25 protein-coding genes are annotated in these 26,013 nt (G+C 70.4%); 14 read left to right on the top strand and 11 right to left on the bottom strand.

Annotated elements, in window-relative coordinates; translation table 11 throughout:
- Positions 1 to 261 precede the first annotated feature (261 nt).
- Both DIZ27_RS22525 and DIZ27_RS22520 read left to right on the top strand, forming a co-directional pair.
- Positions 262 to 1,152 (top strand): metallophosphoesterase, encoded by an 891-nt coding sequence (locus DIZ27_RS22525; RefSeq protein WP_109380249.1) that lies wholly within the window; start codon positions 262 to 264, stop codon positions 1,150 to 1,152.
- Positions 1,149 to 1,826: a 4'-phosphopantetheinyl transferase gene (locus DIZ27_RS22520; RefSeq protein WP_109380248.1), complete on the top strand. Its 678-nt coding sequence runs from the start codon at positions 1,149 to 1,151 to the stop codon at positions 1,824 to 1,826. The genes DIZ27_RS22525 and DIZ27_RS22520 overlap by 4 nt, the downstream gene beginning before the upstream one ends.
- Before the next feature lie 64 nt (positions 1,827 to 1,890).
- On the opposite strand, the gene DIZ27_RS22515 is transcribed toward DIZ27_RS22520, so the two are convergent.
- Together DIZ27_RS22515 and DIZ27_RS22510 are read right to left on the bottom strand one after the other, a co-directional pair.
- The gene (locus DIZ27_RS22515) at positions 1,891 to 2,127 is read right to left on the bottom strand and encodes a hypothetical protein (RefSeq protein ID WP_109380247.1); all 237 of its coding nucleotides are present in this window, start codon (positions 2,125 to 2,127) and stop codon (positions 1,891 to 1,893) included.
- A gap of 150 nt (positions 2,128 to 2,277) precedes the next feature.
- The gene (locus tag DIZ27_RS22510) at positions 2,278 to 2,934 is read right to left on the bottom strand and encodes a helix-turn-helix transcriptional regulator (RefSeq protein WP_109380246.1); all 657 of its coding nucleotides are present in this window, start codon (positions 2,932 to 2,934) and stop codon (positions 2,278 to 2,280) included.
- A gap of 223 nt (positions 2,935 to 3,157) precedes the next feature.
- Here DIZ27_RS22510 and DIZ27_RS22505 point away from each other — a divergent pair, with 223 nt between their 5' ends.
- Entirely contained in the window at positions 3,158 to 3,820 is a 663-nt protein-coding gene (locus tag DIZ27_RS22505; RefSeq protein WP_181383642.1) for a hypothetical protein, read from the top strand.
- Positions 3,821 to 3,906: 86 nt separating this feature from the next.
- Entirely contained in the window at positions 3,907 to 4,905 is a 999-nt protein-coding gene (locus DIZ27_RS22500) for a LacI family DNA-binding transcriptional regulator (protein WP_181383641.1), read from the top strand.
- A 277-nt stretch (positions 4,906 to 5,182) separates the two neighbouring features.
- Here the strand turns inward: DIZ27_RS22500 and DIZ27_RS22495 are convergent, their stop codons facing one another.
- The 7 genes from DIZ27_RS22495 to DIZ27_RS47275 all read right to left on the bottom strand — a co-directional run bounded on the left by DIZ27_RS22495 (position 5,183) and on the right by DIZ27_RS47275 (position 10,887).
- Positions 5,183 to 6,469: a ricin-type beta-trefoil lectin domain protein gene (locus DIZ27_RS22495; RefSeq protein WP_146228978.1), complete on the bottom strand. Its 1,287-nt coding sequence runs from the start codon at positions 6,467 to 6,469 to the stop codon at positions 5,183 to 5,185.
- A gap of 338 nt (positions 6,470 to 6,807) precedes the next feature.
- Positions 6,808 to 7,251 carry a hypothetical protein gene (locus tag DIZ27_RS22490; protein ID WP_109380243.1) on the bottom strand — a complete coding sequence of 148 codons (444 nt, stop codon included), beginning with the start codon at positions 7,249 to 7,251 and terminating at the stop codon, positions 6,808 to 6,810.
- 60 nt (positions 7,252 to 7,311) lie between these two features.
- A complete protein-coding gene (locus DIZ27_RS22485) occupies positions 7,312 to 7,689 on the bottom strand; it encodes a hypothetical protein (RefSeq protein ID WP_181383640.1) in 378 nt (125 codons plus the stop codon).
- Between the two features lie 33 nt (positions 7,690 to 7,722).
- Positions 7,723 to 7,902, bottom strand: coding sequence for a hypothetical protein (locus tag DIZ27_RS22480; protein WP_109380242.1), 180 nt, complete (start codon positions 7,900 to 7,902; stop codon positions 7,723 to 7,725).
- A gap of 245 nt (positions 7,903 to 8,147) precedes the next feature.
- Entirely contained in the window at positions 8,148 to 9,641 is a 1,494-nt protein-coding gene (locus DIZ27_RS22475; RefSeq protein ID WP_109380241.1) for a DUF6056 family protein, read from the bottom strand.
- Positions 9,642 to 9,825: 184 nt separating this feature from the next.
- Positions 9,826 to 10,134: a glycosyltransferase gene (locus DIZ27_RS47280; RefSeq protein WP_258308506.1), complete on the bottom strand. Its 309-nt coding sequence runs from the start codon at positions 10,132 to 10,134 to the stop codon at positions 9,826 to 9,828.
- Positions 10,135 to 10,284: 150 nt separating this feature from the next.
- Positions 10,285 to 10,887 carry a hypothetical protein gene (locus tag DIZ27_RS47275; protein ID WP_258308505.1) on the bottom strand — a complete coding sequence of 201 codons (603 nt, stop codon included), beginning with the start codon at positions 10,885 to 10,887 and terminating at the stop codon, positions 10,285 to 10,287.
- A gap of 467 nt (positions 10,888 to 11,354) precedes the next feature.
- Between DIZ27_RS47275 and DIZ27_RS22460 the strand changes: the two genes are divergently transcribed.
- Genes DIZ27_RS22460 through DIZ27_RS22440 form a run of 5 tightly spaced genes read left to right on the top strand, consistent with a single transcriptional unit; the run spans position 11,355 to position 18,512 of the window.
- The gene (locus tag DIZ27_RS22460; protein ID WP_109380240.1) at positions 11,355 to 12,698 is read left to right on the top strand and encodes an ABC transporter substrate-binding protein; all 1,344 of its coding nucleotides are present in this window, start codon (positions 11,355 to 11,357) and stop codon (positions 12,696 to 12,698) included.
- 6 nt (positions 12,699 to 12,704) lie between these two features.
- On the top strand, positions 12,705 to 13,658 hold the full coding sequence (locus tag DIZ27_RS22455; RefSeq protein ID WP_109380239.1) for a carbohydrate ABC transporter permease: 954 nt from the start codon (positions 12,705 to 12,707) through the stop codon (positions 13,656 to 13,658).
- Positions 13,655 to 14,518 (top strand): carbohydrate ABC transporter permease, encoded by an 864-nt coding sequence (locus DIZ27_RS22450; RefSeq protein ID WP_109380238.1) that lies wholly within the window; start codon positions 13,655 to 13,657, stop codon positions 14,516 to 14,518. Before DIZ27_RS22455 ends, DIZ27_RS22450 begins: the two co-directional genes overlap by 4 nt.
- Positions 14,519 to 14,554: 36 nt before the next feature.
- A complete protein-coding gene (locus DIZ27_RS22445; protein WP_109380237.1) occupies positions 14,555 to 16,291 on the top strand; it encodes an alpha-amylase family glycosyl hydrolase in 1,737 nt (578 codons plus the stop codon).
- Between the two features lie 46 nt (positions 16,292 to 16,337).
- A complete protein-coding gene (locus DIZ27_RS22440) occupies positions 16,338 to 18,512 on the top strand; it encodes a discoidin domain-containing protein (protein WP_109380236.1) in 2,175 nt (724 codons plus the stop codon).
- Positions 18,513 to 18,609: 97 nt separating this feature from the next.
- Here DIZ27_RS22440 and DIZ27_RS22435 read toward each other — a convergent pair whose 3' ends face one another.
- Positions 18,610 to 19,554: a DUF5996 family protein gene (locus tag DIZ27_RS22435; RefSeq protein WP_109380235.1), complete on the bottom strand. Its 945-nt coding sequence runs from the start codon at positions 19,552 to 19,554 to the stop codon at positions 18,610 to 18,612.
- Between the two features lie 234 nt (positions 19,555 to 19,788).
- On the opposite strand from DIZ27_RS22435, the gene DIZ27_RS22430 reads away from it, so the two are divergent.
- From DIZ27_RS22430 to DIZ27_RS22415, 4 genes are all read left to right on the top strand, one after another.
- Entirely contained in the window at positions 19,789 to 20,214 is a 426-nt protein-coding gene (locus DIZ27_RS22430) for a hypothetical protein (protein ID WP_109380234.1), read from the top strand.
- A gap of 164 nt (positions 20,215 to 20,378) precedes the next feature.
- A complete protein-coding gene (fdxA, locus tag DIZ27_RS22425; RefSeq protein ID WP_109380233.1) occupies positions 20,379 to 20,705 on the top strand; it encodes a ferredoxin in 327 nt (108 codons plus the stop codon).
- A gap of 32 nt (positions 20,706 to 20,737) precedes the next feature.
- Positions 20,738 to 21,412, top strand: coding sequence for a metalloregulator ArsR/SmtB family transcription factor (locus DIZ27_RS22420; protein ID WP_109380283.1), 675 nt, complete (start codon positions 20,738 to 20,740; stop codon positions 21,410 to 21,412).
- A 125-nt stretch (positions 21,413 to 21,537) separates the two neighbouring features.
- The gene (locus tag DIZ27_RS22415) at positions 21,538 to 21,852 is read left to right on the top strand and encodes a hypothetical protein (protein ID WP_309074891.1); all 315 of its coding nucleotides are present in this window, start codon (positions 21,538 to 21,540) and stop codon (positions 21,850 to 21,852) included.
- 27 nt (positions 21,853 to 21,879) lie between these two features.
- Here DIZ27_RS22415 and DIZ27_RS22410 read toward each other — a convergent pair whose 3' ends face one another.
- Positions 21,880 to 22,878: a DUF2510 domain-containing protein gene (locus tag DIZ27_RS22410; protein ID WP_109380232.1), complete on the bottom strand. Its 999-nt coding sequence runs from the start codon at positions 22,876 to 22,878 to the stop codon at positions 21,880 to 21,882.
- Positions 22,879 to 23,272: 394 nt separating this feature from the next.
- Here DIZ27_RS22410 and DIZ27_RS22405 point away from each other — a divergent pair, with 394 nt between their 5' ends.
- Positions 23,273 to 26,008, top strand: a complete 2,736-nt coding sequence (locus DIZ27_RS22405; protein WP_109380231.1) for an AAA family ATPase — start codon at positions 23,273 to 23,275, stop codon at positions 26,006 to 26,008.
- The last annotated feature ends 5 nt before the right edge of the window (positions 26,009 to 26,013 follow it).

The raw sequence follows: 26,013 nt of genomic DNA, 5'->3' as shown, positions 1-26,013 counted from the left end.
TATGGAGGGTCACCGAACGGCCCTGTGCGAAGGGCTCTTCAATGCGGTGGTGTCGGGGCCGATCATACGGCTTCGGCGCCCGGGGCCGAACCACGGGCGTGTCACGGTCTCCCGGGAGACTCCGGGAGAACCGCCCTTGTCCGGGCGACACGGATGTGATCCCTTGGGAGTGTTCGCGGACGCCGGGGTCCCCCTGCTCGAAGCGCTCGGGGAGTGCATGCTGTCCGTACGGGTTGTTCGTTCATCTCCAGGAGGCGACGAGTGGCGTCCACGGCCGGTGGCGACGGACAGATGTGGGCGATCAGCGACCTGCACATCGGTTACGAGGAGAACCGTGCGCTGGTCGAGCGGATGCACCCCGAGTCGGACGAGGACTGGCTCCTCGTGGCCGGGGACGTCGCGGAGACGGTGGACGACATCCGCTGGGCGCTCAAGACACTCGCCGGCCGGTTCCGGAAGGTCGTCTGGGTGCCCGGAAACCACGAACTGTGGACCCACCCGAGAGACACCGTCACCCTGCGCGGCGTCGCCCGCTACGACCACCTCGTCGAACAGTGCCGAGAGCTCGGTGTGACCACCCCCGAGGACCCCTACCCGATCTGGGACGGCCCCGGCGGTCCGGTGGCCGTGGCCCCGCTGTTCCTGCTGTACGACTACACGTTCCTGCCCACCGGTTGCGCCACCAAGGACGAAGGACTGGCGTACGCGCACGGCACCGGCGTCGTCTGCACCGACGAGCACCTGCTGCACCCCGATCCGTACCCGAGCCGGGAGGCCTGGTGCCGGGCCCGGGTCGAGGCGACCGAACGCCGGCTCGCCGAACTGCCGGACGACCTGCCCGTCGTCCTCGTCAACCACTACCCGCTGCACCGGCACCCGACGGACGTCCTGTGGTACCCCGAGTTCGCCATGTGGTGCGGCACCGAGCTGACCGACGACTGGCACCGCAGGTTCAACGTCCACACGATGGTCTACGGCCACCTCCACATCCCGCGCAGCACCCGCCAGGACGGCGTCCCCTTCGAGGAGGTGTCCGTGGGCTACCCCCGCGAATGGCGCAAGCGGGCGGCGCCACCGGGACGGCTGCACCGGATCGTGCCGGGTGGGCACGCGGACGAAGGCAAGGGCGAGCCCGAGGGAGGGACCCGATGATCGAAGAGTTGCTGCCGGCCACGGTCGTCGTCGTGGAGGCCCGCGGCGACGAGGGCGCCGACGCTCCGCTCTACCCGGAGGAGGCGGCGCTCATGGAGCGGGCGGTCGAAAAGCGCCGCCGGGAGTTCCGGGCGGTACGCTCCTGCGCCCGCCGGGCCATGGAGAAGCTCGGAGTGCCCCCGCAGCCCGTGCTGCCCGGCGAGCGCGGCGCACCCGGATGGCCGGCCGGGCTGGCCGGCAGTATGACCCACTGCACGGGCTACTGCGCCGCCGCCCTCGTCCGGGCCGACGACCTGGCCTCCCTCGGCATCGACGCGGAGGTGCAGGGGCCGCTGCCCGAGGGGGTGCTGTCCTCCGTCGCCCTGCCCGGGGAGGCGGAGCGGATCGGCCGACTGGCCGTGGAGCGGCCCGAGGTGCACTGGGACCGGCTGCTGTTCAGCGCCAAGGAGGCCGTCTACAAGGCGTGGTTCCCGCTCACGGGGCAGTGGCTGGACTTCATGGAGGCCGACATCGAGCTGTTCACCGACCCCGGCGAACGGACGCGCGGCGGTTTCCGGGCGGCGCTCCTGGTTCCCGGCCCATGGGTGGGCGACCGCCGCCTCGACCACTTCGCGGGCCGCTGGACCGCCGAGAGCGGCCTGGTCGCGACGGCGGTCGCCGTACCCCACGGCTGACGGGGCCGACGTCCGTGCCCCGCCGTCGCGCGGCACGGGCGTCGGCCCGGCCCTGCTCTCCCGGTCACGGCTCTGGATGCCAGTCGCGGAGCATCCGGAAGAAGGTCTCCTCGTTGCCGCTCAGCCCGGCGCGGGCCAGGGCGGTCTCCGCCTCCGCGAGGGCCGAGGGCGCGACGACCGGGGGCCTGCGGGTGTCCGGCGGGCCGCTCTCCGCGTCGTAGGCGGCGCGCACCGTGTGCAGCAGTCGCAGATAGGCCTGGACGGCGGTGCGCTCGTGGTCGGTCAGTACGGCGGTGGGCATCGCTCGGCTCTCCCCGGGTCGTGATCCGGCATCAGACGTCCCGCACGGTGCGGGCACGCCTCCAGCCTGCCGTCCACCACTGACAGTCGGGCTGTGCGGCCCGCCGCTCCGCCCGTCCGGCGGAGCGGCGGGCCACCAGCGCTCCCCAGGTCAGGAGTGGGGCCGCTGAACGCTCTCCAGGAGCATGTCCAGCCACTCCGCGACCTTGTCGCGGTGCTGGTCGGTGGGGAGTTGTGCGGCCCGCCACGCGATTCCGCGCACGCCGTGGTCCCGCAGCAGCCGCTCCAGCGGGTCGTCGGCCGCCGCGGCGGCCCGCCGCTCACGGTCCGCGAGGGTCTGCAGCAGTTCCTGCTCGGTGTGCCGGAGGGCGCCCGCGAGCGCTTCGGGGTCCTCGGCGGTGAGGAATCCGGCGTGCACCCGGAAGAACCGCTGGATGGCGTCGCAGTGTTCCATGGTGGGACGCCGGTCGCCGTTGATCAGGGCGCCGGCCTGCTGGCGGGACATGCCCGCGCCGTCCGCGATCTCCTGCTGAGTGTACTTGCGGCCGTTCGGCTTGAGCCGGGTACGGCGCAGCAGGTCCAGACGCTGCACGAACCGGGTCTGCACCTCGGGCTCGCCTGCGGGCCGGCCGCTCAGCAGAGCCTTGACCACCGGTTCCGGAACGCCGGACGCCGCGGACAGCCGGCCGACGTCGAAGATCTCGGCGTGCGGCACCTCGAGCCGGTCGGCGAGTACGGTGACGCGGGCGACGACGGCCGACAGCGCGGTCGTCGGCGCGGTGTCCGGACCCTCGAAGCCACCCGTCACCGACAGATCTCCTACGTCTCTCACAGGCTTCTCACGAGCGTTTGCCATGAACTTCACGGAGACTAGCCCGTGTCTCGAACTCACATCCAGGTCTCGCCACAACTGTGTCCAATTTCAGCCGTCAACGGGCATGGAATGCCACGATAGTTGACACACCTCACGTCAGGGCAGCAGGATCGGGGCGCCGCGTCAAGGCCGCACAGGCAAGAGGGGTGACCTCCCGATGGCACATCAGGCAGGAGGGCAGCGGCCGACACCGCGGCCGCCCGTCTTCGAGACTCCCGAGGTGCAGGCCTATCTGGAGGACTACGCCGTGTTCCTGAACGCGGTCCCCTTTCCCTCCCTGGTGGTCGACCACCGCTGGGACGTACTGCTGGCGAACGCTGCTTTCCAGACACTTTTCCGGGATGTCGAACCGCATCCGACGGCCATGCCCGGCGACAACTTCCTCCGGTTCGTCCTCTTCCACCCGGACGCGTCCACGGTGCTGGGCGAACACGAGTCGAGCTGGTGTCTGCCGATGCTGGCCCACTTCGCCAAGACGGTGGAGCGGGACGGCCACGACCACGGGCTGCAGGCCATCCGCCGGGACATCGCCCAGGACCCCATCATGGAGGCGGCCTACCGGCAGGGGCTGCCGCACTGGCTCCGTGCCGTCGGCGAGCAGGCCGCCGAACACGACGGCGCGGTACGGCCGTTGCGCCATCCCGATCCGCGTTGGGGAGTCACCGACTGCCGTCTCGTCGTGGAGACGACCAGGATCCTCGAAGGCATGGACTGCACCCGGCTCACGCTGGTCCTGCGCGAGACGCGCCGCGCCCCGTCCCGCCGCCGCGGGCACCGTCGTGCCGCCTCCCACCTCAGCGTCGTGTCGGCGGCCGACTGACTCCTGTCGTGACGGCATCGCCATGACGCGAGTACTTCCTGCAAGCCACGCAAGTGGCTTGCAGGGCTTGCGCTATTCTTGCGTTCATGACGCGACGACTTGCTGTGGTGGCGAAGAAGGTCGGGGTCAGTGAGGCCACGGTCAGTCGGGTGCTCAACGGCAAGCCGGGAGTTTCCGAGGCCACCCGGCAGGCGGTGCTGTCCGCGCTGGATGTGCTCGGCTACGAGCGGCCCACCCAGCTGCGCGGTGAGCGCGCCCGGCTGGTCGGCCTGGTGCTGCCCGAGCTGCAGAACCCGATCTTCCCCGCCTTCGCCGAGGTCATCGGTGGCGCGCTGGCCCAGCTGGGGCTGACGCCGGTGCTGTGCACCCAGACCCGGGGCGGTGTCTCCGAGGCGGACTACGTGACGCTGCTGCTCCAGCAGCAGGTGTCCGGCGTCGTCTTCGCCGGCGGGCTCTACGCCCAGGCGGACGCTCCCCACGACCACTACCGGCAGCTCGCCGAGCGGAACATCCCCGTCGTCCTCGTCAACGCGGCCATAGAGCACCTGGGTTTTCCGGGCGTCTCCTGTGATGACGCCGTGGCCGTGGAGCAGGCGTGGCGGCATCTGGCCTCGCTCGGTCACGAGCGGATCGGCCTGGTGCTCGGCCCCGCCGACCACGTGCCGTCGGCCCGCAAACTGGCCGCCGCCCGCGCGGTCGCCGCGGAGGTGCCCGACGCGCACGTCGCCCGGGCCATGTTCTCCATCGAGGGCGGGCACGCCGCCGCCGCCCGGCTCATCGACCGGGGCGTCACCGGCTTCATCTGCGCCAGCGACCCCCTCGCCCTCGGCGCTGTTCGGGCCGCCCGCCGCAAGGGGCTGGACGTCCCCTCGCAGATCTCGGTCGTGGGGTACGACGACTCGGCCCTGATGAACTGCACCGAGCCGCCGCTCACCACCGTCCGCCAGCCCATCGAGGCCATGGGCAAGGCCGTGGTGGAACTGCTGAACGCGCAGATCAACGGGCGTCCGGTGGCCGCCGAGGAGTTGTTGTTCGAGCCCGAGCTGGTGGTACGGGGGTCGACCGCGCAGGCGCCCCGTCCCTGAGCCTGACTCCGACATGAAAAATTAGTGGAAGCGGTCGTCAAACCCGATCTCGCGAGCAGGGAGCACTCGGTGACGATCGCGGCGGCGTTACGCGCTTCGCGCGGTTGCTGACCGCTGTGCTGCTCGCAGCAGTCCCGGTGGGACGGGTCTCGTCTTCCACGACCGGAGCCGAGCGGTCCGTCTCGGCCGACCCGTTCGGCCCCGGCCCCGGCCCGGTCCGGTAGTCACGGATCGCCTTCGGGGTCGCGGGGCAAGCTGCGGGCGGCCCCTGCGGGGCTCACCAGCGCCAAGTGACCTCCGGTCGGTACGGAGCACAGTCATCCATATGCAGGCGGGGTGCGGTCCGGGCCATGTCGTCCTGAGTCAGACAGCGGCCTCCGGCTTCCAGGCGGCCGTGCCCGTCCCGCCGCCAGATTTGCTCCGGCCTGCCGGAGCAGGGGCGAAGTCCGACCTCGGGGCCGCTGGTGAGGCATCTCGTGGAGTGGGCCGACCGGACGGTCCCGTCCGGCGCGAACTCCCAGGTCTGAGACGGTGAACCGTCGCACGGACGTGTACTCGCCCTGGAGGTTTCCCGGGCGGTCAGGCACAGTTCGGTGGCCCCGGCTGCGGGTGCCTTGCCGATGTCCGAGAGGATCTCCCCCTGTTTCGGGGCGCGGTGCCTCCGGGGGTACTGCCGAGCGAGCCAGTTCCGATAGGTGGGGGAGATGATGTCCGGGCGCAGACAGTGGTATGTCACACATCCCACCGTCTCGATGTAGGCGACGAGCCCGATTTTCTTGGATCTGCGTTCGGCGGCGTCAAGATTGGCCGGTAGAAGAGAGATTCCGTAACCGAGGTACGGAGTGATACGGGGTCTGACCGGCAGCGCGTACGCGGCACTACGGAAATAGCGTGCCGAAATGCCGTGATCACTGTGGTCCGCGCCCCTCACCCTCGGCCTGCCGAATTTCACATTGTCGAAATCGAGTGTCAACAAATCGTCTGCTCTCCACTGTTTCATGATGGTCGACAATGCGGCCACCAGCTGTTTTTCGCTGTAGCGACGTGAAGAGTCCAGAGCATCGATGACAGTGATCTTCCCTTGGAACAGACGGAGCAGGCTTTGGTGCCTGTCCAGTACAGATCCGCTGCCCCTGGGGAAGCCGTCCGGCAACCGGAAGAAAGTGAGGCGGATCTCTCCGCCGCGGCTGCGGAGGACATAGGAGGGAATCCGTTCCGCGCCCGCCCGCAGGGAGTCCGGCGTCCAGCTCTTCACCGCTCGCGCCAGCCGCGCGTACGCACGTTGCACACCCGCCTCGCGGCGGGCAGCGAAACTGCCGGTACCGGCAGGACGCCCGTCGTTACCGGCGGTCAGGTAGACCACATGCACCGGGCACATCCGTTCCGCCAACTGCGCGACGCGCGGGCTGGTGAACAGGAGGTCATCGTCCTCATGGGCTACTCCGACCAGGGTGCGGGGGCAATCCGTCCGTCCGGCGGCGCCGTCGAGGCTCGTGGTGATCGGGTTCTCGGCCCCGGAGGGGCCGAGGGGCGAAGGCAGGCTGCTCGCCGGCGCGAGGGTCAACGCCCCGCACAGAGCGACGAGAGCTGCCTGAAGGGGCCATCGGCGCCCGTTTACCCTTTTTCGAGGCGCATCCTTGTGTTCTACCACTCCGTCTACCCTCACCACTCGTACCGTTTCGTCCTGCTGACACCCGCTGCCGGGGCCAATGGCCCCTCCAGTCCCGTCGCTGCCTCAAACCCGGTCCGACGCGCATGTTGCCCTGTGGGGGTGACGCCATGTCCGTCGGGCCGCCCGGTGGGGCCGAACGGGTTATCCGCGGGCGTGTGGACGCGTGATTCCGCCCTCCGGCCGGTGCGTGCGGATCGAATGCCCTGGGACGGCCGGGAACGGTCCTGTTGTCACCCCTTTCGGGCACCGTCATCGCCGGCCCGCCGGATCCAGTGGGCACGGCGCTGGTTGCGGCGGACCGGGGGCGGCGCATCGGGGCGCGGAAGGTCACCATCGGCCGGGGATCCCGTCCCGGGAGGAGGCGCACCGGGTGGGCTGTCTGCCGGTGGGTGTAGTCCTTCCATCGAGTAGTCCGTTGTCGCGATGCTGTCCACGAGCTGCTGTTCGGTGTAGTTCTCGGAGCCGGGGACATGGGGGACGAAGCCGATGAGGACTCCCTCGTCGACGATCTCCGCATCCAGCCCCGCCGCTCCGTCGACGTCCCAGAGTGCTTCGATCCCCTCATCGAGGACCACGCGGATTCCGAACTCGTAGACTCCTGCCTCCACGAGATGGGCCATCACACCACGGGCACGCAGCAGTTCCACCATGCGGCGGGCACGTTCCGCATCCATGTCGAATGCACCTCCTACGCGGACGGGAACTCAGGACGCCCCCGGGCGACCCTGCTGCGCTCACGGATGATCTGCTCCACCGTGAGTTCGCCGACGATCGAGCGCAGGTGCCCGGCGAAGATCCGGTCCCACCAGCTCGTCCGTCCGGCTTTGTTCCGAGAGGAATTGGCGGACCGCGTCGGCGATCGATACGGCGTCGTTCCCGACCTTGAAGACGCACACGGCCCGGACGGTGAGCCGGATCACCTGCCGGGTGACGCGGTCCTCGACGATCTCCGCCTCCCGCAACGCAGGTGAGAGCACGCGTGCCTTCTGCTTGATCGGCAGCACGAAGCTGCCGTGACCGGTGACGATCCGGAACCGTGCGTCCTCGGCCTGCCGTGGGGAACCGGAGATGAGCATTGCTTCGTCGGGCGCGGGATCCTGCCAGAACAACATGGGGCCCACCTCGGGTCCGTCAGACGCAGTAGATCAGGACGGCAGTGCCTCCACGAGGACCGAGCGTGCCGACGGGGAGTCGACCACCAGAACGCGCGCACCCCTGTCGGTCGCCACGGCCGACCACGCCGCGCAGGACTCCGATCCGCCCCGCACGGCCACCCGCACCTCGCCGGGCCCGTCCGGTGGGATCGGTACCGTCACCTTTCCCACGGGTCCCACGGGCTCTGCGAGGACCCGTCAGTTCCGCACCCACACCCCTTCGACACTCAGATCCGTTCGGGGCGCCGTGTGACCGGGCAACGGGCGGTCGAGGCGGACACCTCCACCGGCGCCCCCAGGGGCGCACGCACGCCGCCGGGGAGACCAGGCGGTCCCTGTCGCCCGTCTTCCACTTGTCACGGTACTCCGCTCCGGTCCGGCCTGTGTCCCGTGCGGGGCGGGGGTCGAGGGAGGCGTCACTGCCAGGGGAACACCCGGGCGGGGGTGATGCGATCCAGCTGGTAGTACCTCGCGACGCAGCCGCTGGGCCAGGCCCCGTCGACGGGCTCCGTCATCTTGCTGATCGGTGTGGGCCGGTACGGCAGTTCCCGGGCACCACCCTCCGCCTGTGTGCGGAGCCACTGGTCCTGACGGTCCCATTGACGGGCCCGCACCTGCATGCTGTGCTCGAGCTGGTTGAGGGAGAGGGCGAGCACGACGCACACCAGGCCGCAGACGGCTGTGCTGGCCACCACCGGAGCCACGGGGTGCCGGGCGCGTCGTCGCAGTCGGTGCCCCAGGAGCACGCCGAAGCCGAGGAGCAGCACGATGTAGAGGAACCGGAAGTCGTTCCACAACCGGGTGGAGGCCACCACTCCCGGGCCGAAGACGGGATAGGCGGCGAGGGTGCAGAGGTAGCCGGAGAGCAGGAACGCGAGGATGGCGGCGTTCATCGGCAAGAGGTGTTTCACCGACGGGGCTGTGCCGCCGTCCGCCCTCGTGGCGAGCGCGCCCAGCAGGACGCCGACCGCGACCGCCCCCGCGTACGGCCAGGTGGTGAGGAGGGTTCCGAGGATCCGGACGAAGCCCTTGGCGGCCCCGATCAGGGATTCGGGAGCGAGCATGGACGCCATCCCCGCATCGCGCCCATGACGTCGGTTGCGTGATCCCGGAGACGTGACGAGCACCAAGGTACCGATCACCGTCCCCGCGGTTCCCACGAGACACCAGAGCCGTACGTAGCTTCGCCGGGGCCCGGTGACGATCCAGCGGCCGAGGAGCAGCACACCGCTCAGGAGGACCAGCACGCAGAGGGAACTCTGCTCCGAGAGGGTGCCGATGAAGACGCCGGCCAGGAAGACGACGACCAGCGCAGTGATCTCCGCCGTGCGTGATCGCGCTCGGAGCAACGGGATCACCGCCGCGCCGGCCAGGAGGGGTGCCAGGGTGTGCGAGACCGAGGCCGCCGGCCAGTAGAAGGTCTTGTAGGTGTTGGGGGACGCGAACAGGAAGAGGACCGTCACCATGGACGCCACCAGGAGCGGCACCCCCCGGGGAACGGTCACGCCGGCCCGACGCACGGCCGCGAGGGTCACGGCCCAGAGGACGCCCACCACCACGAGGCCGCTGATCAGCGCGAACCACTGGTGTCCGGGAACACCGAAACGCGCATAGGCCCAGACGAGCAGGGCATTCGCGACCCGCCCGTTGTCATGGACGTAGAACTTTTCGAGCATGCCTGTGAGGCCGCCGTCGCGCACCACGGGCAGGAAGCACCACTCGTCCCCACTGGGCCGGACCCAGCGCCCGAACCACATGGCCGCGGCGAGCACCCCGAGAGGCACCAGGGAGAAGACCGCGGTCCAGTGCCGCGCCCACGGTCGTCCGGATCGGGTGCGTTGTCTCCGGGTGGGCTCACCGGCCTTGTCCGACTGCTCTGGGTCCGTCGTTCCGGACCCGTCGAAGATCATGCGCGGTACTGCCTTTCATCGATGCAGTGGCGCACCAGTCGGTGGCAGGCACGGCTGAGGGCAGCCCGTACGACGCCCTCACCTGCACGGTCGCGTTGGACGACCGCTCGGTCGAAGCCCTGCCGACGCAGCTCGAACATGCGGGGAAGGAGTTCCGGTGGGTGCTGAAGGTCGGCGCCCATCATCACGACCGCGCCCCTGAGCCATGCGTGGACCGGCGAGCAGGGCGGCTTCCTTGCCGAAGTGCCGGCTGAAGACCGTGCAGCGAATGCGCGGGTCGACGGCGGCTCCCCCTCAGCAGGGAGCGCGTGTCGTCGCCGCTGCGGTCATCCGCACAGCAGACCTCGAACGCCTGCCGGGTGGGCTCAACGGCCGAGAGTAATGCGGCGTGGGACGTTTCGATGACTTCGGACTCATTGAAGCAGGGCGCCACAACGGAGATTTGCAGAGTGGTCACCGGGCATGCCCCCTCTGGGGCATGCCAATGGGCCATAGCCGCACATCTGGGGAAGGCCCTGAATCCGGTGCACCGCAAATTCCTGCACCTGACGCCACGCATACGGCTCATGGTGGAAACCTCCCGTGAACCATCTCGCTGGACTGGTGATGGATCTCATGTGCATGCATGCCCATCCGATGCATATCACTTCCTTTTGGGCATGACCGTGTCATTGCTCTGCACGGGTGGCTCTGCACACGTCGAGGAGCAGTGTTTCTGCAGTGGTTCGGGAGGCACTTCGGAGGGCGGCGCCGAGCTGTTGGTCATGGCGATGGACAGCACCGCCCACCGCCGGGGAAGCGCACCGCTGCCCGGGTCCTGCCGGCGTAGGTGGCCGACGCGCACCACCGGCTGGAGCTGGTGTGGGCCGACGGCGGCTGCACCGGCAGCCTCGTCGGTTACTGCCTGTCCACGTTCGCCCTGGTCCTGGCGATCGTCAAACGCAGCGACGACAGGCGCGGCTTCGTGGTGCCGTCCCCACGGTGGATCGTCGAGCACCTCTTCGCCCACCTGATGCAAAGTCGCCGCCTGGTGCGCGACGTCGAACGCCAACGGCAGGGCCGAGGCGATGGTCCACTGGTCGATGACGCTGCTCGTGACCCGCCGCCCGGCCCGGCCACGCCCGCAGCGAGGGTGAACCGGCCCGGCGTCGGCTCGGCCGGCCGTGCGCGGCCAGGCGTTTCTGGGGGCCGGCCCCTCAGGGGACTTCGACCGCAGTGCCACCACCCGCGCCGGTACCACGGCCATGCCGAAGACGGCGGCCCTCTCCGGGCGGGAGACCGGACCCTGCCGCGAGGCGGGCCCGGCCCCACCCGCACGATGCGCCGGTCGTCCACCGACAGCGCCGACCAGGCCGGCCCCTGGCGCCGCACCGGAACCTGCGACTTCGGCCTCGCCGCATCCCGGGGCGCCGACCGCGCGTCCGCATCCGGCGGATCCACGACGGCCTTTGCCCCGGCGGTGCCGTCGCCCTCCGGAGCCGGCACCGTATCGACCCGTCTGCGGGCGATCACCCATTCCTGCCGTTCCCGCTCGGCCGAGGACGGCTCGACCTGGACGCGGTCGGCCTTCTCCACTCTGTTTCCGGACTGCTGTCGAATAATTTCAAAATTTACGCGACATCTTGCGGACCCCTGTCGTCGGTGCTTGAGTGTGCCCCGCCCACCGCTCCTGTCCGAGGGGTTCACCCGCTCCTGTCCCAGAGGGGTCCACCGATGAGAAGCACCGGGATCCGCCGTACCCTCGTCGCGCTAGGCGTCGGCGCCCTCACACTCACCGCCTGCGGCTCGAACGACGACCAGGCGGCCGACGGCAAGACCCGCATCACGGTCAACTGCATGCCGCCCAAGAGCGCGAAGGTCGACCGCCGGTTCTTCGAGGAGGACATCGCCGCCTTCGAGAAGGAGAACCCGGACATCGACGTCGTCCCGCACGACGCGTTCCCCTGCCAGGACCCGAAGACCTTCGACGCCAAGCTCGCCGGGGGGCAGATGGAGGACGTGTTCTACACCTACTTCACCGACGCCGGGCATGTCGTCGACATCAACCAGGCAGCCGACCTCACCCCGTACCTCAAGGAGTTGAAGAGCTACGGGACGATCCAGCAGCAGTTGCGGGACATCTACACCGTCGACGGCAAGGTCTACGGCGTACCCCGCACCGGCTACTCCATGGGGCTGGTCTACAACCGGGCGCTCTTCGAGAAGGCCGGCCTCGATCCCGACCGGCCGCCCACCACCTGGGCCGAGGTCCGAGCCGCCGCGAAGCGTATCGCCGCACTCGGCGACGGCACCGTCGGCTACGCCGACTACAGCGCCCAGAACCAGGGCGGCTGGCACTTCACCGCAGAGCTGTACTCCCAGGGCGGGGACGTCGTCACCCCCGACGGCGAAAAGGCGGCCGTCGACTCGCCCGAAGGCCGCGCCGTGCTGCGGACCCTGCACGACATGCGGTGGAAGGACGACTCCATGGGCAGCAAGCAACTGCTCGTGATCAACGACGTCCAGCAGATGATGGGCGCCGGCAGGCTCGGCATGTATCTCGCCGCCCCCGACAACATCCCGATCCTGGTGAAGGAGAAGGGGGCCGAGTACAAGGACCTCGCCCTCGCCCCCATGCCCGGCGGCAAGGCCACCCTCATCGGCGGCGACGGCTACATGGTCAACAAGAAGGCCTCACCCGAGCAGATCAGGGCCGGCCTCAAGTGGCTCGACCACATGTTCCTCACCCCCGGCGAAGGCTTCCTCGGCGACTACGCCCGCGCCAGGAAGAACGAGGCGCCGGTCGGCCTGCCCGAGCCTCGGCTGTTCACCGGCGCCGCCGACGCAAAGGACCAGCAGGTCAAGAAGGCCAACGCCAACGTCCCGGTGGGGAACTATCAGGCCTTCCTCGACGGCAACCAGAGCCTGGAGATGAAGATCGAGCCGCCGCGGGCACAGCAGCTCTACTCCGTCCTCGACGGCGTCGTCTCCGCGGTGCTCACCAAGGAGGACGCCGACATCGACCGGCTTCTGAAGGACGCCTCCGGCAAGATCGACGGCATCCTGGCCCGGGGCTGACCGGCGATGAAGACGGTCGTACGCCGGCCCGCCGAGGCCGCCGAGCTCCGCCCGGTGCGGGCGCAGTTCCCGGCCGGGAGCCGGAGGTGGCGCCGCCTCACCGACCAACTGCGCGCCTACGGCTTCCTCCTCGGCGGCCTCGTCTGCTTCGCCCTGTTCTCCTGGTACCCGGCGATCCGCGCGGTCGTGATCGCGTTCCAGAGATACACACCGGGCTCACCCTCCGAATGGGTCGGCACCGCCAACTTCACCCGCGTCCTGGACGACCCCGAGTTCGGCGCGGCCTGGCGCAACACCCTCGGCTTCACCCTGCTCGCCCTGCTCATCGGCTTCGCCCTCCCGTTCGTCCTGGCCCTGGTGCTGAACGAACTCCGGCACGCCAAGGCGTTCTTCCGCGTCGTCGTCTATCTGCCGGTGATGATCCCGCCGGTGGTCAGCGCCCTGTTGTGGAAATGGTTCTACGACCCCGGCACCGGCCTCGCCAACGAGGCGCTGCGGTTCCTGCACCTGCCCACCTCGAACTGGTCCAACGGCGCCGACACCGCCCTGGTGTCCCTGGTCATCGTCGCCACCTGGGCCAACATGGGCGGCACCGTCCTCGTCTACCTCGCCGCCCTCCAGTCCATCCCCGGCGAACTGTACGAGGCCGCCGAACTCGACGGCGCGAGCCTGCTCCAGCGCATCCGGCACGTGACGATCCCGCAGACCAGGTTCGTCATTCTCATGCTGATGCTGCTTCAGATCGTCGCCACCATGCAGGTGTTCACCGAACCCTTCGTGATCACCGGCGGCGGACCGGAGAACTCCACCGTCACCGTCCTCTACCTCATCTACAAGTACGCCTTCCTCTACAACGACTTCGGCGGCGCCTGCGCACTGAGCGTGATGCTCCTCGCTCTGCTCGGTCTGTTCTCCGCCCTCTACCTCCGACTCACCGGCTCCCCGAAGGAGGCGACGTGAGCGGCACCCGCACCCTCGTCTCCCCGGCCGTCCTGGCCCGACAGCCCGGCAGGGCCGTCTACTGGGCCGTGTTCACCGGCGTCGTCGTCCTGTTCACGCTCGCCTTCCTCTTCCCCGTCTACTGGATGGTGAGCGGCGCGGCGAAGTCACCGGACGAGGTGGCACGCACCCCGCCGACACTCCTCCCGGAGCAGTGGGGCACGAGCGGGTACACCGACGCCTGGGTCCTGATGCAACTGCCGACCCACCTGTGGAACACGGTGGTGCAGGCGGCCGGTGCCTGGCTGTTCCAGCTGGTGTTCTGCACGGCCGCCGCCTACGCGCTGTCCAAGCTCCGGCCCGCCTTCGGCAAGGTGATCCTCGGCGGCATCCTCGCCACCCTGATGGTCCCCGCGCAGGCCCTCGTCGTACCGAAGTACCTGACCGTGGCGGACCTCGGCCTCCTCAACGACCCCCTCGCCATCTGGCTGCCGGCCGTCGCCAACGCCTTCAACCTCTATCTGCTCAAGCGGTTCTTCGATCAACTGCCCCGGGACGTGCTGGAGGCCGCCGCAATCGACGGCGCCGGGAAACTGCGCACCCTGTGGTCGATCGTCCTGCCCCTGTCGCGCCCGGTGCTCGGCGTGGTGTCGATCTTCGCGCTGGTCGCCGTGTGGCAGGACTTCCTGTGGCCGCTGATGGTCTTCTCCGACACCGGGAAACAGCCGATCAGCGTGGCCCTCGTGCAGTTGTCGCAGAACGTCCAACTGACCGTACTCATCGCTGCGATGGTGATCGCCAGCATCCCCATGGTCGCGCTGTTCCTCGTCTTCCAGCGGCACATCGTCGCCGGGATCAGCGCGGGCGGCACCAAGGGCTGACGCCGAATCCGTCCACCCAGAAGAAAGGCACGCACCGTGGGACAGCCCACTCCTGCCCGAAACGACGACGACTGGTGGCGCTCCGCCGTCATCTACCAGGTGTACGTCCGCAGCTTCGCCGACGGCGACGGCGACGGCACCGGCGACCTCGCCGGAGTCCGCGCCAAGCTGCCCTATCTCGCAGAACTCGGCGTGGACGCCCTGTGGTTCACCCCCTGGTACCTGTCCCCCATGAAGGACGGCGGCTACGACGTCGCCGACTACCGGGCGATCGACCCGGCCTTCGGCACCCTCGCCGAAGCGGAGAAACTCATCACCGAGGCGTGGGGACTGGGAATCCGCACGATCGTCGACATCGTGCCGAACCATGTCTCCGACCAGCATCCCTGGTTCCGCGCCGCCCTCGCCGGCGGCCCCGAGCGCGAACTGTTCCACTTCCGCCGGGGCCGCGGGGAGCGCGGCGAACTGCCGCCCAACGACTGGCGGTCGGAGTTCGGTGGCCCCGCCTGGACCCGCCCACCCGTCTCCCACCACCACCCTTCCAAGGAAGGCCCTACGGGCCCTGTTGACCCCGTCTCCCACCACCACCCTTCCAAGGAAAGCCTTACGGGCCCTGTTGACCCCGTCTCCCGCCACCCTTCCAAGGAAGGCCCTGTGGGCCCCACTGACTCCGACGGCGACTGGTACCTCCACCTGTTCGCCCCCGAGCAGCCCGACCTCAACTGGGCGCACCCCGCCGTCCGTGAGGAGCACGAGGACATCCTGCGGTTCTGGTTCGAGCGGGGCGTGGCCGGCGTGCGCATCGACTCCGCCGCGCTGCCGGCGAAGGACCCCCAGCTGCCCGACTTCACCGAGGGCCTCGACCCGCACCCGTACGTGGACCGCGACGAACTCCACGACATCTACCGCGGCTGGCGGGCCGTCGCCGACGAGTACGGGGCCGTCTTCGTCGGCGAGGTCTGGCTCCCGGACACCGAACGCTTCGCCCGCTATCTGCGCCCCGACGAACTGCACACCGCGTTCAACTTCTCCTTCATGACCTGCCCCTGGGACGCCGGTCGGCTGCGCACCTCCATCGACGAGACGCTCGCCGAGCACGCCCCCGTCGGCGCGCCCGCCACCTGGGTGCTGTGCAACCACGACGTGACCCGTACGGTCACCCGCTACGGGCGCTCGGACACCGGCTTCGACTTCGCCACCAAGGCCTTCGGCACCCCGACCGACCTGTCCCTGGGCACCCGCCGGGCCCGCGCCGCCGCCCTGCTGTCGCTGGCGCTGCCGGGCGCGGTCTACGTCTACCAGGGCGAGGAACTCGGCCTGCCCGAGGCCGACATCCCGCTTGACCGCGTCGAGGACCCCATGCACGCCCGCTCCGGGGGCACCGACCCCGGACGTGACGGATGCAGGGTGCCGCTGCCGTGGACGGCCGACGCGCCGCACGCCGGTTTCGGCGGCGAACCGTGGCTGCCACAGCCCGCCGGCTGGGCCTCGTACGCCGCCGACCGGCAGGCCCGGGACCCCGGCTCCATGCTCGCCCTGTACCGCGAGGCGATCCGCCTGCGCCCGGCCTTCGGCGACGGACCGTTCACCTGGCTGCCCACCACCGAGGGCGTACTCGCCTTCACCCGCGCGGACGGCGGCGCCATCTGCGTGGTGAACCTCGTGGACGCGCCCGCCGCCCTCCCGGCCCACACCGGACTGCTCCTCGGCAGCGGCCCCCTCGACCCCGAGGGACGCCTGCCGAAGGACACGGCGGTCTGGCTGCGCGCCTGAGACCGCACCCGTTTGTTCCCGCACCCCCACCACGAAGGGACCAGCCATGCGCACATTCAGATCGACTGTCAGGGGCATGCCAGCCATTGGTGCGGTCGTCGCCGTCGCCGCCGGCATGCTCGTCGCCCTCGCACCCGCGCCCGCCCGTGCCGCCGCGGGCGCCACCCTCCCCTTCACCTCGGTCGAAGCCGAGTCCGCCACGACCACCGGTACCAGGATCGGTCCCGACCACACCCAGGGCACCCTCGCCTCCGAGGCCTCGGGCCGCCGGGCCGTCCGGCTCGACACCGGTCAGCGGGTCGAGTTCACGGTGCCGCGCGCGGCCAACGCCGTGAACGTCGCCTACAGCGTCCCCGACGGGCAGTCCGGCTCGCTCGACGTCTACGTCAACGGCGAGAAGCTGGCCAAGACCCTGCCGGTGACCTCCAAGTACTCCTACGTCGACACCGGTTGGATCGCAGGCTCCAAGACCCACCACTTCTTCGACAACGCGCGCCTGCTGCTCGACCGGAACATCCGGACCGGTGACACCGTCGCCCTTCAGGCCACGGGTGTCCAGGTCACCGTCGACGTGGCCGACTTCGAGCAGGTGGCCGCGCCCGCCGCCAGACCGGCCGGTTCGGTCTCCGTCATCGACAAGGGCGCCGACCCCAGCGGCCGGGGCGATTCCACACAGGCCTTCCGGGAGGCCGTCTCCGCGGCTCAGGGTGGGGTGGTCTGGATACCGCAGGGCGAGTACCGGCTCACCTCCGCACTGGGCGGCGTCCAGAACGTCACCCTCCAGGGCGCGGGCCACTGGCACTCCGTCGTGCGCTCCTCCCGCTTCATCGACCAGTCGAATTTCGCCGGCAACGTCCACATCAAGGACTTCGCCGTCATCGGTGAGGTCACCGAGCGGGTCGACTCCAACCCCGACAACTTCGTCAACGGCCCGCTCGGCCCGAACTCGTCCGTGTCCGGCATGTGGCTCCAGCACCTCAAGGTGGGCCTCTGGCTGACCGGCAACAACGACAACCTGGTCGTGCAGAACAGCCGCTTCCTCGACATGACGGCGGACGGCCTCAACCTCAACGGCAACGCACGCGGGGTGAAGGTCCGCGGCAACTTCCTGCGCAACCAGGGCGACGACTCGCTCGCCATGTGGTCGCTGTACGGGCCCAACAGCAACAGCAGTTTCGAGAACAACACCATCTCGCAGCCGAACCTCGCCAACGGCATCGCGATCTACGGCGGCACCGACATCACCGTCAGGGGCAACCTGATCGCCGACACCAACGCGCTGGGCAGCGGTATCGCGATCTCCAACCAGAAGTTCCTCGACCCGTTCCACCCGCTGGCCGGCACGATCACCGTCGACGGCAACACCCTGGTCCGCACCGGTGCCATGAACCCCAACTGGAACCACCCCATGGGTGCCCTGCGAGTCGACTCCTACGACAGCGCCATCGAGGCACAGGTCAGGATCACCGGCACCACCATCACCGACAGCCCGTACAGCGCCTTCGAGTTCGTCTCCGGCAGCGGGCGCGGACACGCCGCGAAGAACATCACCGTCGACGGCGCCACCGTCGACGGGGCCGGTACGGTCGTCGTCCAGGCCGAGACACCGGGCGCCGCCACCTTCCGGAACGTCACCGCCACCGGCATCGGTTCGGCCGGCACCTACAACTGCCCCTATCCGGCCGGTTCGGGCACCTTCACCCTCACCGACGGCGGCGGCAACTCCGGCTGGGACAGCACCTGGTCGGACTGCTCCACCTGGCCGAAGCCCGGCGGGGGCGACCCCGACCCCGACCCGGACCGCAACCTCGCCCAGGGCCGCCCCGCGACCGCCACCGGCTCCCAGGACGTCTACACGCCGGCCAAGGCGGTCGACGGTGACGCGAACACCTACTGGGAGTCCGCCAACCATGCCTTCCCGCAGTCTCTGACCGTGGACCTCGGCTCCAGCCGGGCCGTCCGGCGACTGGTGCTGAAACTGCCCCCGCAGCCCGTGTGGCAGACCCGCACCCAGACCCTCGCCGTCCAGGGCAGCACCGACGGCTCCGCGTACACGACGGTCCTCGCCGCGAAGGAGTACCGCTTCGACCCGGCCACCGGCAACACGGTCACCGTGACGCTGCCGGACGGCACCGACCTGCGCCACCTCCGGCTGCACGTCACCGGTAACACCGGGTGGCCGGCAGCCCAGTTCAGCGAAGTGGAGGCGTATTTTTCCTGACGTCCTTCCGCCCGGCCTCGGCCGCCCCGCGCCTCGCCGCCCGGATCTGCTCGTACACACGGGTCCGCGGTTCGGTGAAGCGCGGGCCGGCCCCGGCTCAGGCCCGCTGTGCGGCGACGGGGTCGGTCACGCCTCCCGGGCAGGCGTTCCGTTCGATGTCCCAGCCCGCCGTCTCCGCGCCGGCCCGGTAGGCACTCCGCAGGAAGGCGAGTACGTCGGCGCGCGGCGAGGACGCGGTCCTGGCCTTCTCGTACTCGAGGACCGCCAGACGGCTGCCGGTGCCGCGTTCGACCCACGAAGCGGCCGCGGGCTGCAGCGGATGGCGTGCCAGGCCGGTCGGTTCGGGCGCGGTGTAGGAGTAGAACGCCGCCCGGGGGAAGGCCGGGTCGCCGAACCAGAAGCCCGCACTGATCACCTCGCGGGAGTACGCCTCCCTGGTGACCGGATCGACGGATTCGGAGTGGGGGACGACGGTGTCGGAGAACCTGGTCACCGCGATGTCGAAGGTGTGCCAGAAGTGGTGCACCGGACTCGTCTTTCCGCACCACTCGGCGGCGTACTCCTCCAGGACCAGGTTGACCTGGGACAGGATGACCCAGTAGCGGTTCACCGACTCCTGGTCGTAGGCGCGGTGTTCCGTGTCCTCGTCGAAGGGGCGGTCGGAATCCGGCAGGTCGAAGGGGTGCGGCAGCCCGATGCGCACGGAGACGTCGAGTTCGGTGAGCGCGGACTGCAACCGCCGGTAGAAGTCGGCCACCGAGAGGCCGGGCAGCGGGAACGACACCTCGCGACCCGAACCGGTCGTGACGAGAAGCCTGTGGTCGACGAAGTCGAAGTCGATGCAGAAGAAGCGGCCCTGGTCGTCCAGTCCCATCGGGCGGGTGGTGATGCCACGTCCGGTGAGATGGTAGGGAACGTTCCACCAGTGGTTGCGGCGTGGCGACGCCGCGAGCCGCACCTTTCCGACCACCTGCGCGAACCGGTGCAGCGTCTCCTTGGTCGCCCGCCATTCGGCGTAGGGCAGCGGGGGAAAGAGTTCCACAGCTCCTCCAGGGTGCCGCGTATATGTGCATGTCGGGATATGAGCCTGTTTGCCCTTGAACGGTATCCCCCTCAAGGGAAGGTCGAAAGGCGAGGGGCGCCCGGTGTGCCCGCTCGCGGTGCGCCGGACGGGCTTGCGCGATGGGCGCACTGGAAGGCGCTTCGATCTGCCGGTGAGTGCCGCGCGTCCTGGGCTGGATCGCGATCGCGCTTCACATCCTCACCGGGAGTCCCCATGCGTCTGCCCATCGAGCTCAGGCACGTGGCGCCGCGTCCGGCCACGGGAGCGTTCATCCTCGACTCGGGCCTGTCCAGGCGTCGGGTCGACGAGGAGACCGCGGCCCAGCTGCATGGAATGGCCAAGAACACCTACCCGGGCCTGGAGCGGATGCGGCCCGCGACCTTCGTGCGGCTGCTGTCCACCGGGGAGATCACGCTGGGAGCCGCCCTGCTCCTGCCCTTCGTGCCCACGGTGGTGGCGGGTGCCGGGCTCGCCGCGTTCTCGTCGGGGCTGCTGGGTCTGTACCTGCGCACTCCGGGGATGCGGCAGGAAGGCAGTCTGCGGCTGACCCGGGAGGGCACCGCGTTGGCCGAGGACGCCTGGATGCTCGGCATCGGTCTCGGATTCGTCGTGGACGAGATGACGCGCGACACGCGCTGACCGTCCGGTCCCGGGGCGAATCGGCTGCTTCGCCCGAACAGAGCCCTGCCCGACCGGGCAGGGCCCTGTTCCCTGTGGCCCCCGGCCGTCACCGGTGGTGGACCGATGCCGTGAGGCACTATTCTTACAGGTGAGATTCGTGAAAATTCGGGGAGGAGGACGTCGTGACCTATGTGATCGCGCAGCCTTGTGTCGACGTGAAGGACAAGGCGTGCGTCGACGAGTGCCCGGTCGACTGCATCTACGAGGGCCGGCGGTCCTTGTACATCCACCCGGACGAATGTGTCGACTGCGGCGCCTGCGAGCCGGTCTGCCCGGTCGAGGCCATCTTCTACGAGGACGACACTCCCGAGGAGTGGAAGGACTACTACAAGGCGAACGTCGAGTTCTTCGACGACCTCGGCTCGCCCGGCGGCGCCTCCAAGCTGGGGCTGATCGAGCGGGACCACCCGCTGATCGCCGCGCTGCCGCCGCAGGACGGCGCGACGTGACCTCCGGGGAACGCGCCGGGGGAAGCGATCCGATGACCCCGCGCCGCCGTAGCGTGCTCGAGGTGCTGCGCGCCGCCGGCGCGCCGCTCGGCGTCAACGAGGTGGCGGAGCGGGTGGGGGTTCACGCCAACACGGCGCGCTTCCACCTGGATTCGCTGGTGGCGCGCGGGGCGGTGGAGCGGACTCCGGAGGCGTCGTCCGGACGGGGGCGCCCCCGTGCGGTGTATGCGCCGCGTCGCGGAATGGACCGTGGAGGGCGGCGTGAGTACCGACTGCTGGCCCGGATGCTGCTCAGCCGGCTCGCGTCGACCGGCGCCGACGCCGAGGCGGAGGCCGTAGAGGCCGGCCGGGCCTGGGGGCGGCATCTGGTCGACCCGGCACCGCCCTTCCACACCGTGACCGGCCGTGAAGCCGTCGACCGGCTGGTCGGACTCCTCGCCGACCTCGGCTTCGACCCGGTGGACCCTGTGAACCCGGTGGACCCGGTGAACGACGTGCCCGATGACGTGCCCGACGTCATTCGTCTGCGGCACTGTCCGTTTCTCGAACTCGCCGAGGAGTACCGGAAGATCGTCTGCCCGCTCCATCTGGGCCTGATGAAGGGCGCGTTGGCCGAACTGGACGCGCCCGTCGCCGCCGACCGGCTGGAGCCGTTCGCCGAACCCGACGTCTGTCACGCCCATTTCGTCCATGCGCGCGCCGCGTAGAGGAAGGGCAGTCCGGCAGTGAACTCCGTATCGGCCGCCACCGCGGGCGCCGCCGTCTTCGTCTGGCTCTGCATGGTGCCGGCGATCTCCTTCCTGGAGACGCCGTCGAAGTTCCGTGCGCCGGGGTGACCATCCAGATCGGCCTCGGTATCGGCGGTGTCGTCTTCCGGGCGCTCAACCTCGTCGAGCTCGCCCTCGCCGCGACCACCCTTGTCGCCGTGGCGGCCGGCGGGGCCGGCACCTCGGTGGTCGTGCTCGCCGTCGTGGTGGCCCTGGCGCCGGCAGCCCGACTCGGTGTGATCCGGCCCCGGCTCGACCGCCGGTCCGACCGGGTGCTCGCCGGAGAGCAACTGCCCCGCTCCCACTGGTACTACGTGGCGTTCGAGGCCGTCAAGGCAGTGGCGCTCCTGGCTCTCGGCATCCTGCTCCTCACCGTATGAGCGCCACCCGGCCGTCGCGTCAGCGGGTCATACGTCCTGGCCGTCGCCGCCGCGGCCCTTCGCCTCCTCGATGCCCTCGATGATGTCGTCGAGGACCGACTGCTTCTGGTCGGTGTCCAGACCGAAGCGGATCACGACGATCTGCTTCGGCCGCGCGGGGGAGGGAAGGGCCAGCGACTGGACGTACCCGTCGGAGCCCTTGCTGGTGACCGCCTTCCAGCGCACCAGGTAGCCCTTCTGCCCGGCGACGTCCACCGCCTTCGACTCGAGGACCTCGTGCGAGGTGATCCTCCCGTAGGAATCGCCGCCGTACGACTCCTCGGCGTTGGCGGCGATGTCCGCCTTGGCGACCTCCTCGGCGGTGGAGCCGCGGATACCGAGGGCCGGCGCCGGTGCCGAGTAGGCTCCGCCCTTGGTGCAGGTGCTGGAGGTGTTGCCGGGGCATTCGTAGGTGTCCTCCGACATTATCTGGGCGCCCACCCGGCCCTCCTGGCCGTACCAGCCGTCCGGGATGGGCAGGCTGATTCCGCTCAGCCCGTCGGTCACCGACCCGCTCTCGACCCGTGGCGGCCGAGAGGTGTCCGGGTCGGCCCCCTCCCCGTCGGGACCGCCCTTCGGACCGCCTTCCGACCCACCGGGGCCGCCGTCCCGTCCGCCCGGCCCCTGTGAGGCCGCGGAGTCACCACTCCCGCTGTCGTCGGTCAGCGCGTACACGCCGACCCCGATGCTCGCCAGCACCGCGACGGCCGCCGCCACGGCGATTCCGATCCGCAGCCCGCGTCCCCGGCCGGAACCCGAGCCGGACTGCACGACCCCGGGGTATCCCGGGTGCACCGGGTACGCCGGATGGGCCGGGTACGCCGGCCCGGCCGCCGTGCCCGGTGCCGGAGGGCCCCAGACGGGTGCCGAACCCGTCGGCCGGACCTGGTCCGTCCAGGCAGTGCCGTCCCACCAGCGCTCGGTGGCCGGTCCGTCATTCGTCTGCCCGGGGTCGGGATACCACCCGGGAGGAGTCGCCTGCGTCATGCCCCCACCGTATGAGGCGTCGATGAAAGCCGGATGAGACCGGAGGAGACCGGAGAAGAGAGGTCCGTCACCTCCGGTGGTCGGCCGCCCCCGCCCCGGCCGACCACCCTCGGTGCACCCCCAGCAGGACCGGCGTGCCGCCGCTTCACCGCAGGCCTTCCCCTCCCCGGCGCGCCCCTGTGGAACTGATCCGACGTTGCGTCACCATCCCATCCATTGACAGGTGTTGACCTTTGGGACCTTCGGACCCCCAGGTGAGCGCCGGGACGCGTCGACCTCTGTACCGCGTGTCACCCGTCACGGCAAGAGCGGGCACGGTACTGCTCCATCAGGGCTGTCGGAGGACTACGCTCGACGCCTGTACGTCGTTCGGGCGACTTGGGGAGGCAGCGGGATGACGGAGGTACGGCCCACGGTCGCGGCCTCGCCCTCCCTCTGGGAGCGGGACGAGGAGGTCGCCGCCATCACCGCGGTGGTCGACACCCTGTGCGCGGACCGGTCCTCACCCGGCGGCCTGCTGGTGCTCCAGGGCGAGGCGGGGCTCGGCAAGACCACGCTGCTCGCCGAGACCCGGCGCATCGCCGAACAGCGCGGCTGCACCGTCTGGTCGGCCCGCGGCGGCGAGACCCTGCGCTCCGTCCCCTTCAACGTCGTACGCCAACTCCTCCAGCCCGCGCTGCTGTCGATGCTGCCGGAGGAGACCCGTGAGTACCTCGGCGACTGGTACGACATCGCCGGCCCCGCCCTCGGCGTCGCGGAGCCCGGCGCCCGGCACATCGACCCGCAGGGCGTCTGTGAGGGGCTGGTCGCCGCGGTGCGCCGGCTGGCCCGCCGGGACTGGCCGCTGGTGCTGACCATCGACGACGCCCACTGGGCCGACCAGGAGACCCTGCACTGGCTCGCCGTCCTCGCCGAACGCCTGGCGGAGGTGCCCGTCCTCGTCGTGGTCGCCCGCAGGCCGGGCGAGGTCTCCGGGGTGAGCGCCCGCCACCTGGACGCCGTCGCCGAGGCGGCCGAGCACCCCGTCACCGTCCTCAGCGCCCTGACCCCGCTCGCCACGGCCGGACTCACCCGCGCCACCCTGGGCGAGAACGCGGACGCCGCGTTCTGCCGCGAGGTGTGGGCCGTCACCGGCGGCAACCCGTACGAGACCGTCGAACTCCTCGCCAAGGTCCAGGACAGCGAACTCGAACCCGTCGAGACCCACGCGGGCGAACTGCGCGCGCTGAACCGCTCCGCCCGCGGCGGCGGACTCGTGGCCCGCCTGGAACAACTCGGCATAGACTCCACCCGGTTCGCCTGGGCCGCCGCCATCCTCGGCACCGACATCACCGTCGACCTGGTGGCCCGGCTCGCCACCCTGAACCGTGACGACGCCGTCCGCTGCGCCGAACTCCTGCGCGGTGACCGCATCCTCACCGTCCCCGACCCCGGCACCGGCCGCACCGGAGCGGCCGACCTCGAGTTCGTCCACCCGCTCATCGCCACCGCCGTCTACAACTCCATCCCCGACGCCCTGCGCCGGGCCATGCACGGCATCGCCGCCCGGATCGTCACCGATTCCGGACGCGGCGCCGCGTCCGCCTCCCGGCACCTCCTCGAGGTACATCCGGACGACGACGAGGAACTCGTGTGGCAACTGCGTGAGGCCGCCCGCGAACACCTCGCCACCGGCGCCCCTGACGCGGCCCGCCGCTGCCTGGAACGCGCATTGGAGGAGCCGCCCCGCCCCGAGGTCCAAGCGCACGTGCTCTACGAACTGGGCTGCGCCACCTTCCTCACCGCACCCGCCCGGACCATCGGCCACCTGCGGACCGCGCTCGGCATGTCCGGCCTCGACGGCGAGGCACGGGTGGACGCCGTGGTCCGGCTCTCGCAGGCGCTGCTGCACAACAACCAGATGGAGGAGGCCCTCCGCACCGTCGAGGCGGAGGCCGCCCGACTGGAGCCGGGACCCGCCCGGATGCGGCTGCAGGCCGTGCAGTTCATGTGGGAGGGCATCCACGCCGACGAGGCCGCCGCACCCGGCCGCAGCGAACGCCTGGCCGCCCTCGCCGCCACCTGCACCGGCCGTGACAACTCCGAGCGCGCGCTGCTCATCCTGCGCGGCTTCGACGCCATGATGCGCGGCGAGAACGCCGAGGAGGTCGCCGAGATCTGCGACCGCGCCCTGGTCAACGGCCGCCTCGCGCCCGGCCTCGGCTGGACCGACTCCGAATGGGGCGTCGAACTGCTGCTGATGCTGGCCGGGGTCTACGCCTACACCGACCGCCTCGACCGCGCCGAAAGCCTCTACAACGAGGCCTTGCGCGCCTACGAGACGGCAGGCTGGAGCGGCGGCCACCTGGCCCTCGCCCACGCCTACGTCGGTCTCGGGCACCGCAGACGGGGCCGCCTGGCGGCGGCGGAGAAATCGTTGCGCGAGTCCCTGCGCCTGGCCGAACGCGTCGGCCGCGGTCTGCCCCTGTACTGGACGGCGACCTGCAACCTGGTCGACACCCTGCTCGCCCGCGGGCACGTGGACGAAGCCCGGGCGGTCGCCGAACGGCACGGGTTCGCACCGCCCTACCCGTCCACCATCGTGCTTCCCGACCCCCGCTCGGTGCGCGGCAGGCTGCTGCTCGCGGTCGGCCGCACCGAGGACGGCGTCAACGAACTGGAGGCCGCCGAGAAGGCGGCGGCCTCCCGCGGCCACCACAACCCCGTCCACGTCTTCTGGTCCGCCGACCTCGCCCGCGCCCTCGCCGGGGCGGACCCGGCCCGTGCCGCCCGGCTCGCCGTGGAGTACCGCAGGCGGGCCGAACGCTTCGGCACGGACACCGCCCTAGGGGAGGCCCTGAGCTGTGCCGCCGCTCTGGAGACCGGCCAGCGGGCGGTGCGGCTCGCCGCCCAGGCCGTCGCCTACCTGGAGTCCTCACCCTGCCAGTACGAACATGCCGCCGCCCGCGGCGAGTACGGCATCCTCGCCCGCTCGAAGACCGACCTGGAGCGCGGTCTGGCGCTCGCACGGTCCTGCGGCGCGGACGGGCTGGCCGCGCGGGCCCGGGCCGAACTGGCCTCGGTCACCGGACAGGCGTCGACCGCCACGCCTGCTCCGACCGCCGGGCGGGGCCCGGGCAACCGGCCGTAGCGCCC

Source organism: Streptomyces sp. NWU339, from assembly GCF_003143855.1.
GTDB lineage: Bacteria > Actinomycetota > Actinomycetes > Streptomycetales > Streptomycetaceae > Streptomyces.
This window is presented reverse-complemented; position numbering and strand designations above follow the sequence as displayed.

Coding starts and splice junctions, on each gene's coding strand:
- DIZ27_RS22520 (WP_109380248.1), top strand. CDS start 1,149: ATGATCGAAGAGTTGCTGCCGGCCACGGTCGTCGTCGTGGAGGCCCGC.
- DIZ27_RS22515 (WP_109380247.1), bottom strand. CDS start 2,127: ATGCCCACCGCCGTACTGACCGACCACGAGCGCACCGCCGTCCAGGCC.
- DIZ27_RS22505 (WP_181383642.1), top strand. CDS start 3,158: ATGGCACATCAGGCAGGAGGGCAGCGGCCGACACCGCGGCCGCCCGTC.
- DIZ27_RS22500 (WP_181383641.1), top strand. CDS start 3,907: ATGACGCGACGACTTGCTGTGGTGGCGAAGAAGGTCGGGGTCAGTGAG.
- DIZ27_RS22490 (WP_109380243.1), bottom strand. CDS start 7,251: ATGGATGCGGAACGTGCCCGCCGCATGGTGGAACTGCTGCGTGCCCGT.
- DIZ27_RS22485 (WP_181383640.1), bottom strand. CDS start 7,689: ATGTTGTTCTGGCAGGATCCCGCGCCCGACGAAGCAATGCTCATCTCC.
- DIZ27_RS22475 (WP_109380241.1), bottom strand. CDS start 9,641: ATGATCTTCGACGGGTCCGGAACGACGGACCCAGAGCAGTCGGACAAG.
- DIZ27_RS47280 (WP_258308506.1), bottom strand. CDS start 10,134: ATGGCCCATTGGCATGCCCCAGAGGGGGCATGCCCGGTGACCACTCTG.
- DIZ27_RS47275 (WP_258308505.1), bottom strand. CDS start 10,887: ATGGCCGTGGTACCGGCGCGGGTGGTGGCACTGCGGTCGAAGTCCCCT.
- DIZ27_RS22460 (WP_109380240.1), top strand. CDS start 11,355: ATGAGAAGCACCGGGATCCGCCGTACCCTCGTCGCGCTAGGCGTCGGC.
- DIZ27_RS22455 (WP_109380239.1), top strand. CDS start 12,705: ATGAAGACGGTCGTACGCCGGCCCGCCGAGGCCGCCGAGCTCCGCCCG.
- DIZ27_RS22440 (WP_109380236.1), top strand. CDS start 16,338: ATGCGCACATTCAGATCGACTGTCAGGGGCATGCCAGCCATTGGTGCG.
- DIZ27_RS22430 (WP_109380234.1), top strand. CDS start 19,789: ATGCGTCTGCCCATCGAGCTCAGGCACGTGGCGCCGCGTCCGGCCACG.
- DIZ27_RS22420 (WP_109380283.1), top strand. CDS start 20,738: ATGACCCCGCGCCGCCGTAGCGTGCTCGAGGTGCTGCGCGCCGCCGGC.
- DIZ27_RS22410 (WP_109380232.1), bottom strand. CDS start 22,878: ATGACGCAGGCGACTCCTCCCGGGTGGTATCCCGACCCCGGGCAGACG.
- DIZ27_RS22405 (WP_109380231.1), top strand. CDS start 23,273: ATGACGGAGGTACGGCCCACGGTCGCGGCCTCGCCCTCCCTCTGGGAG.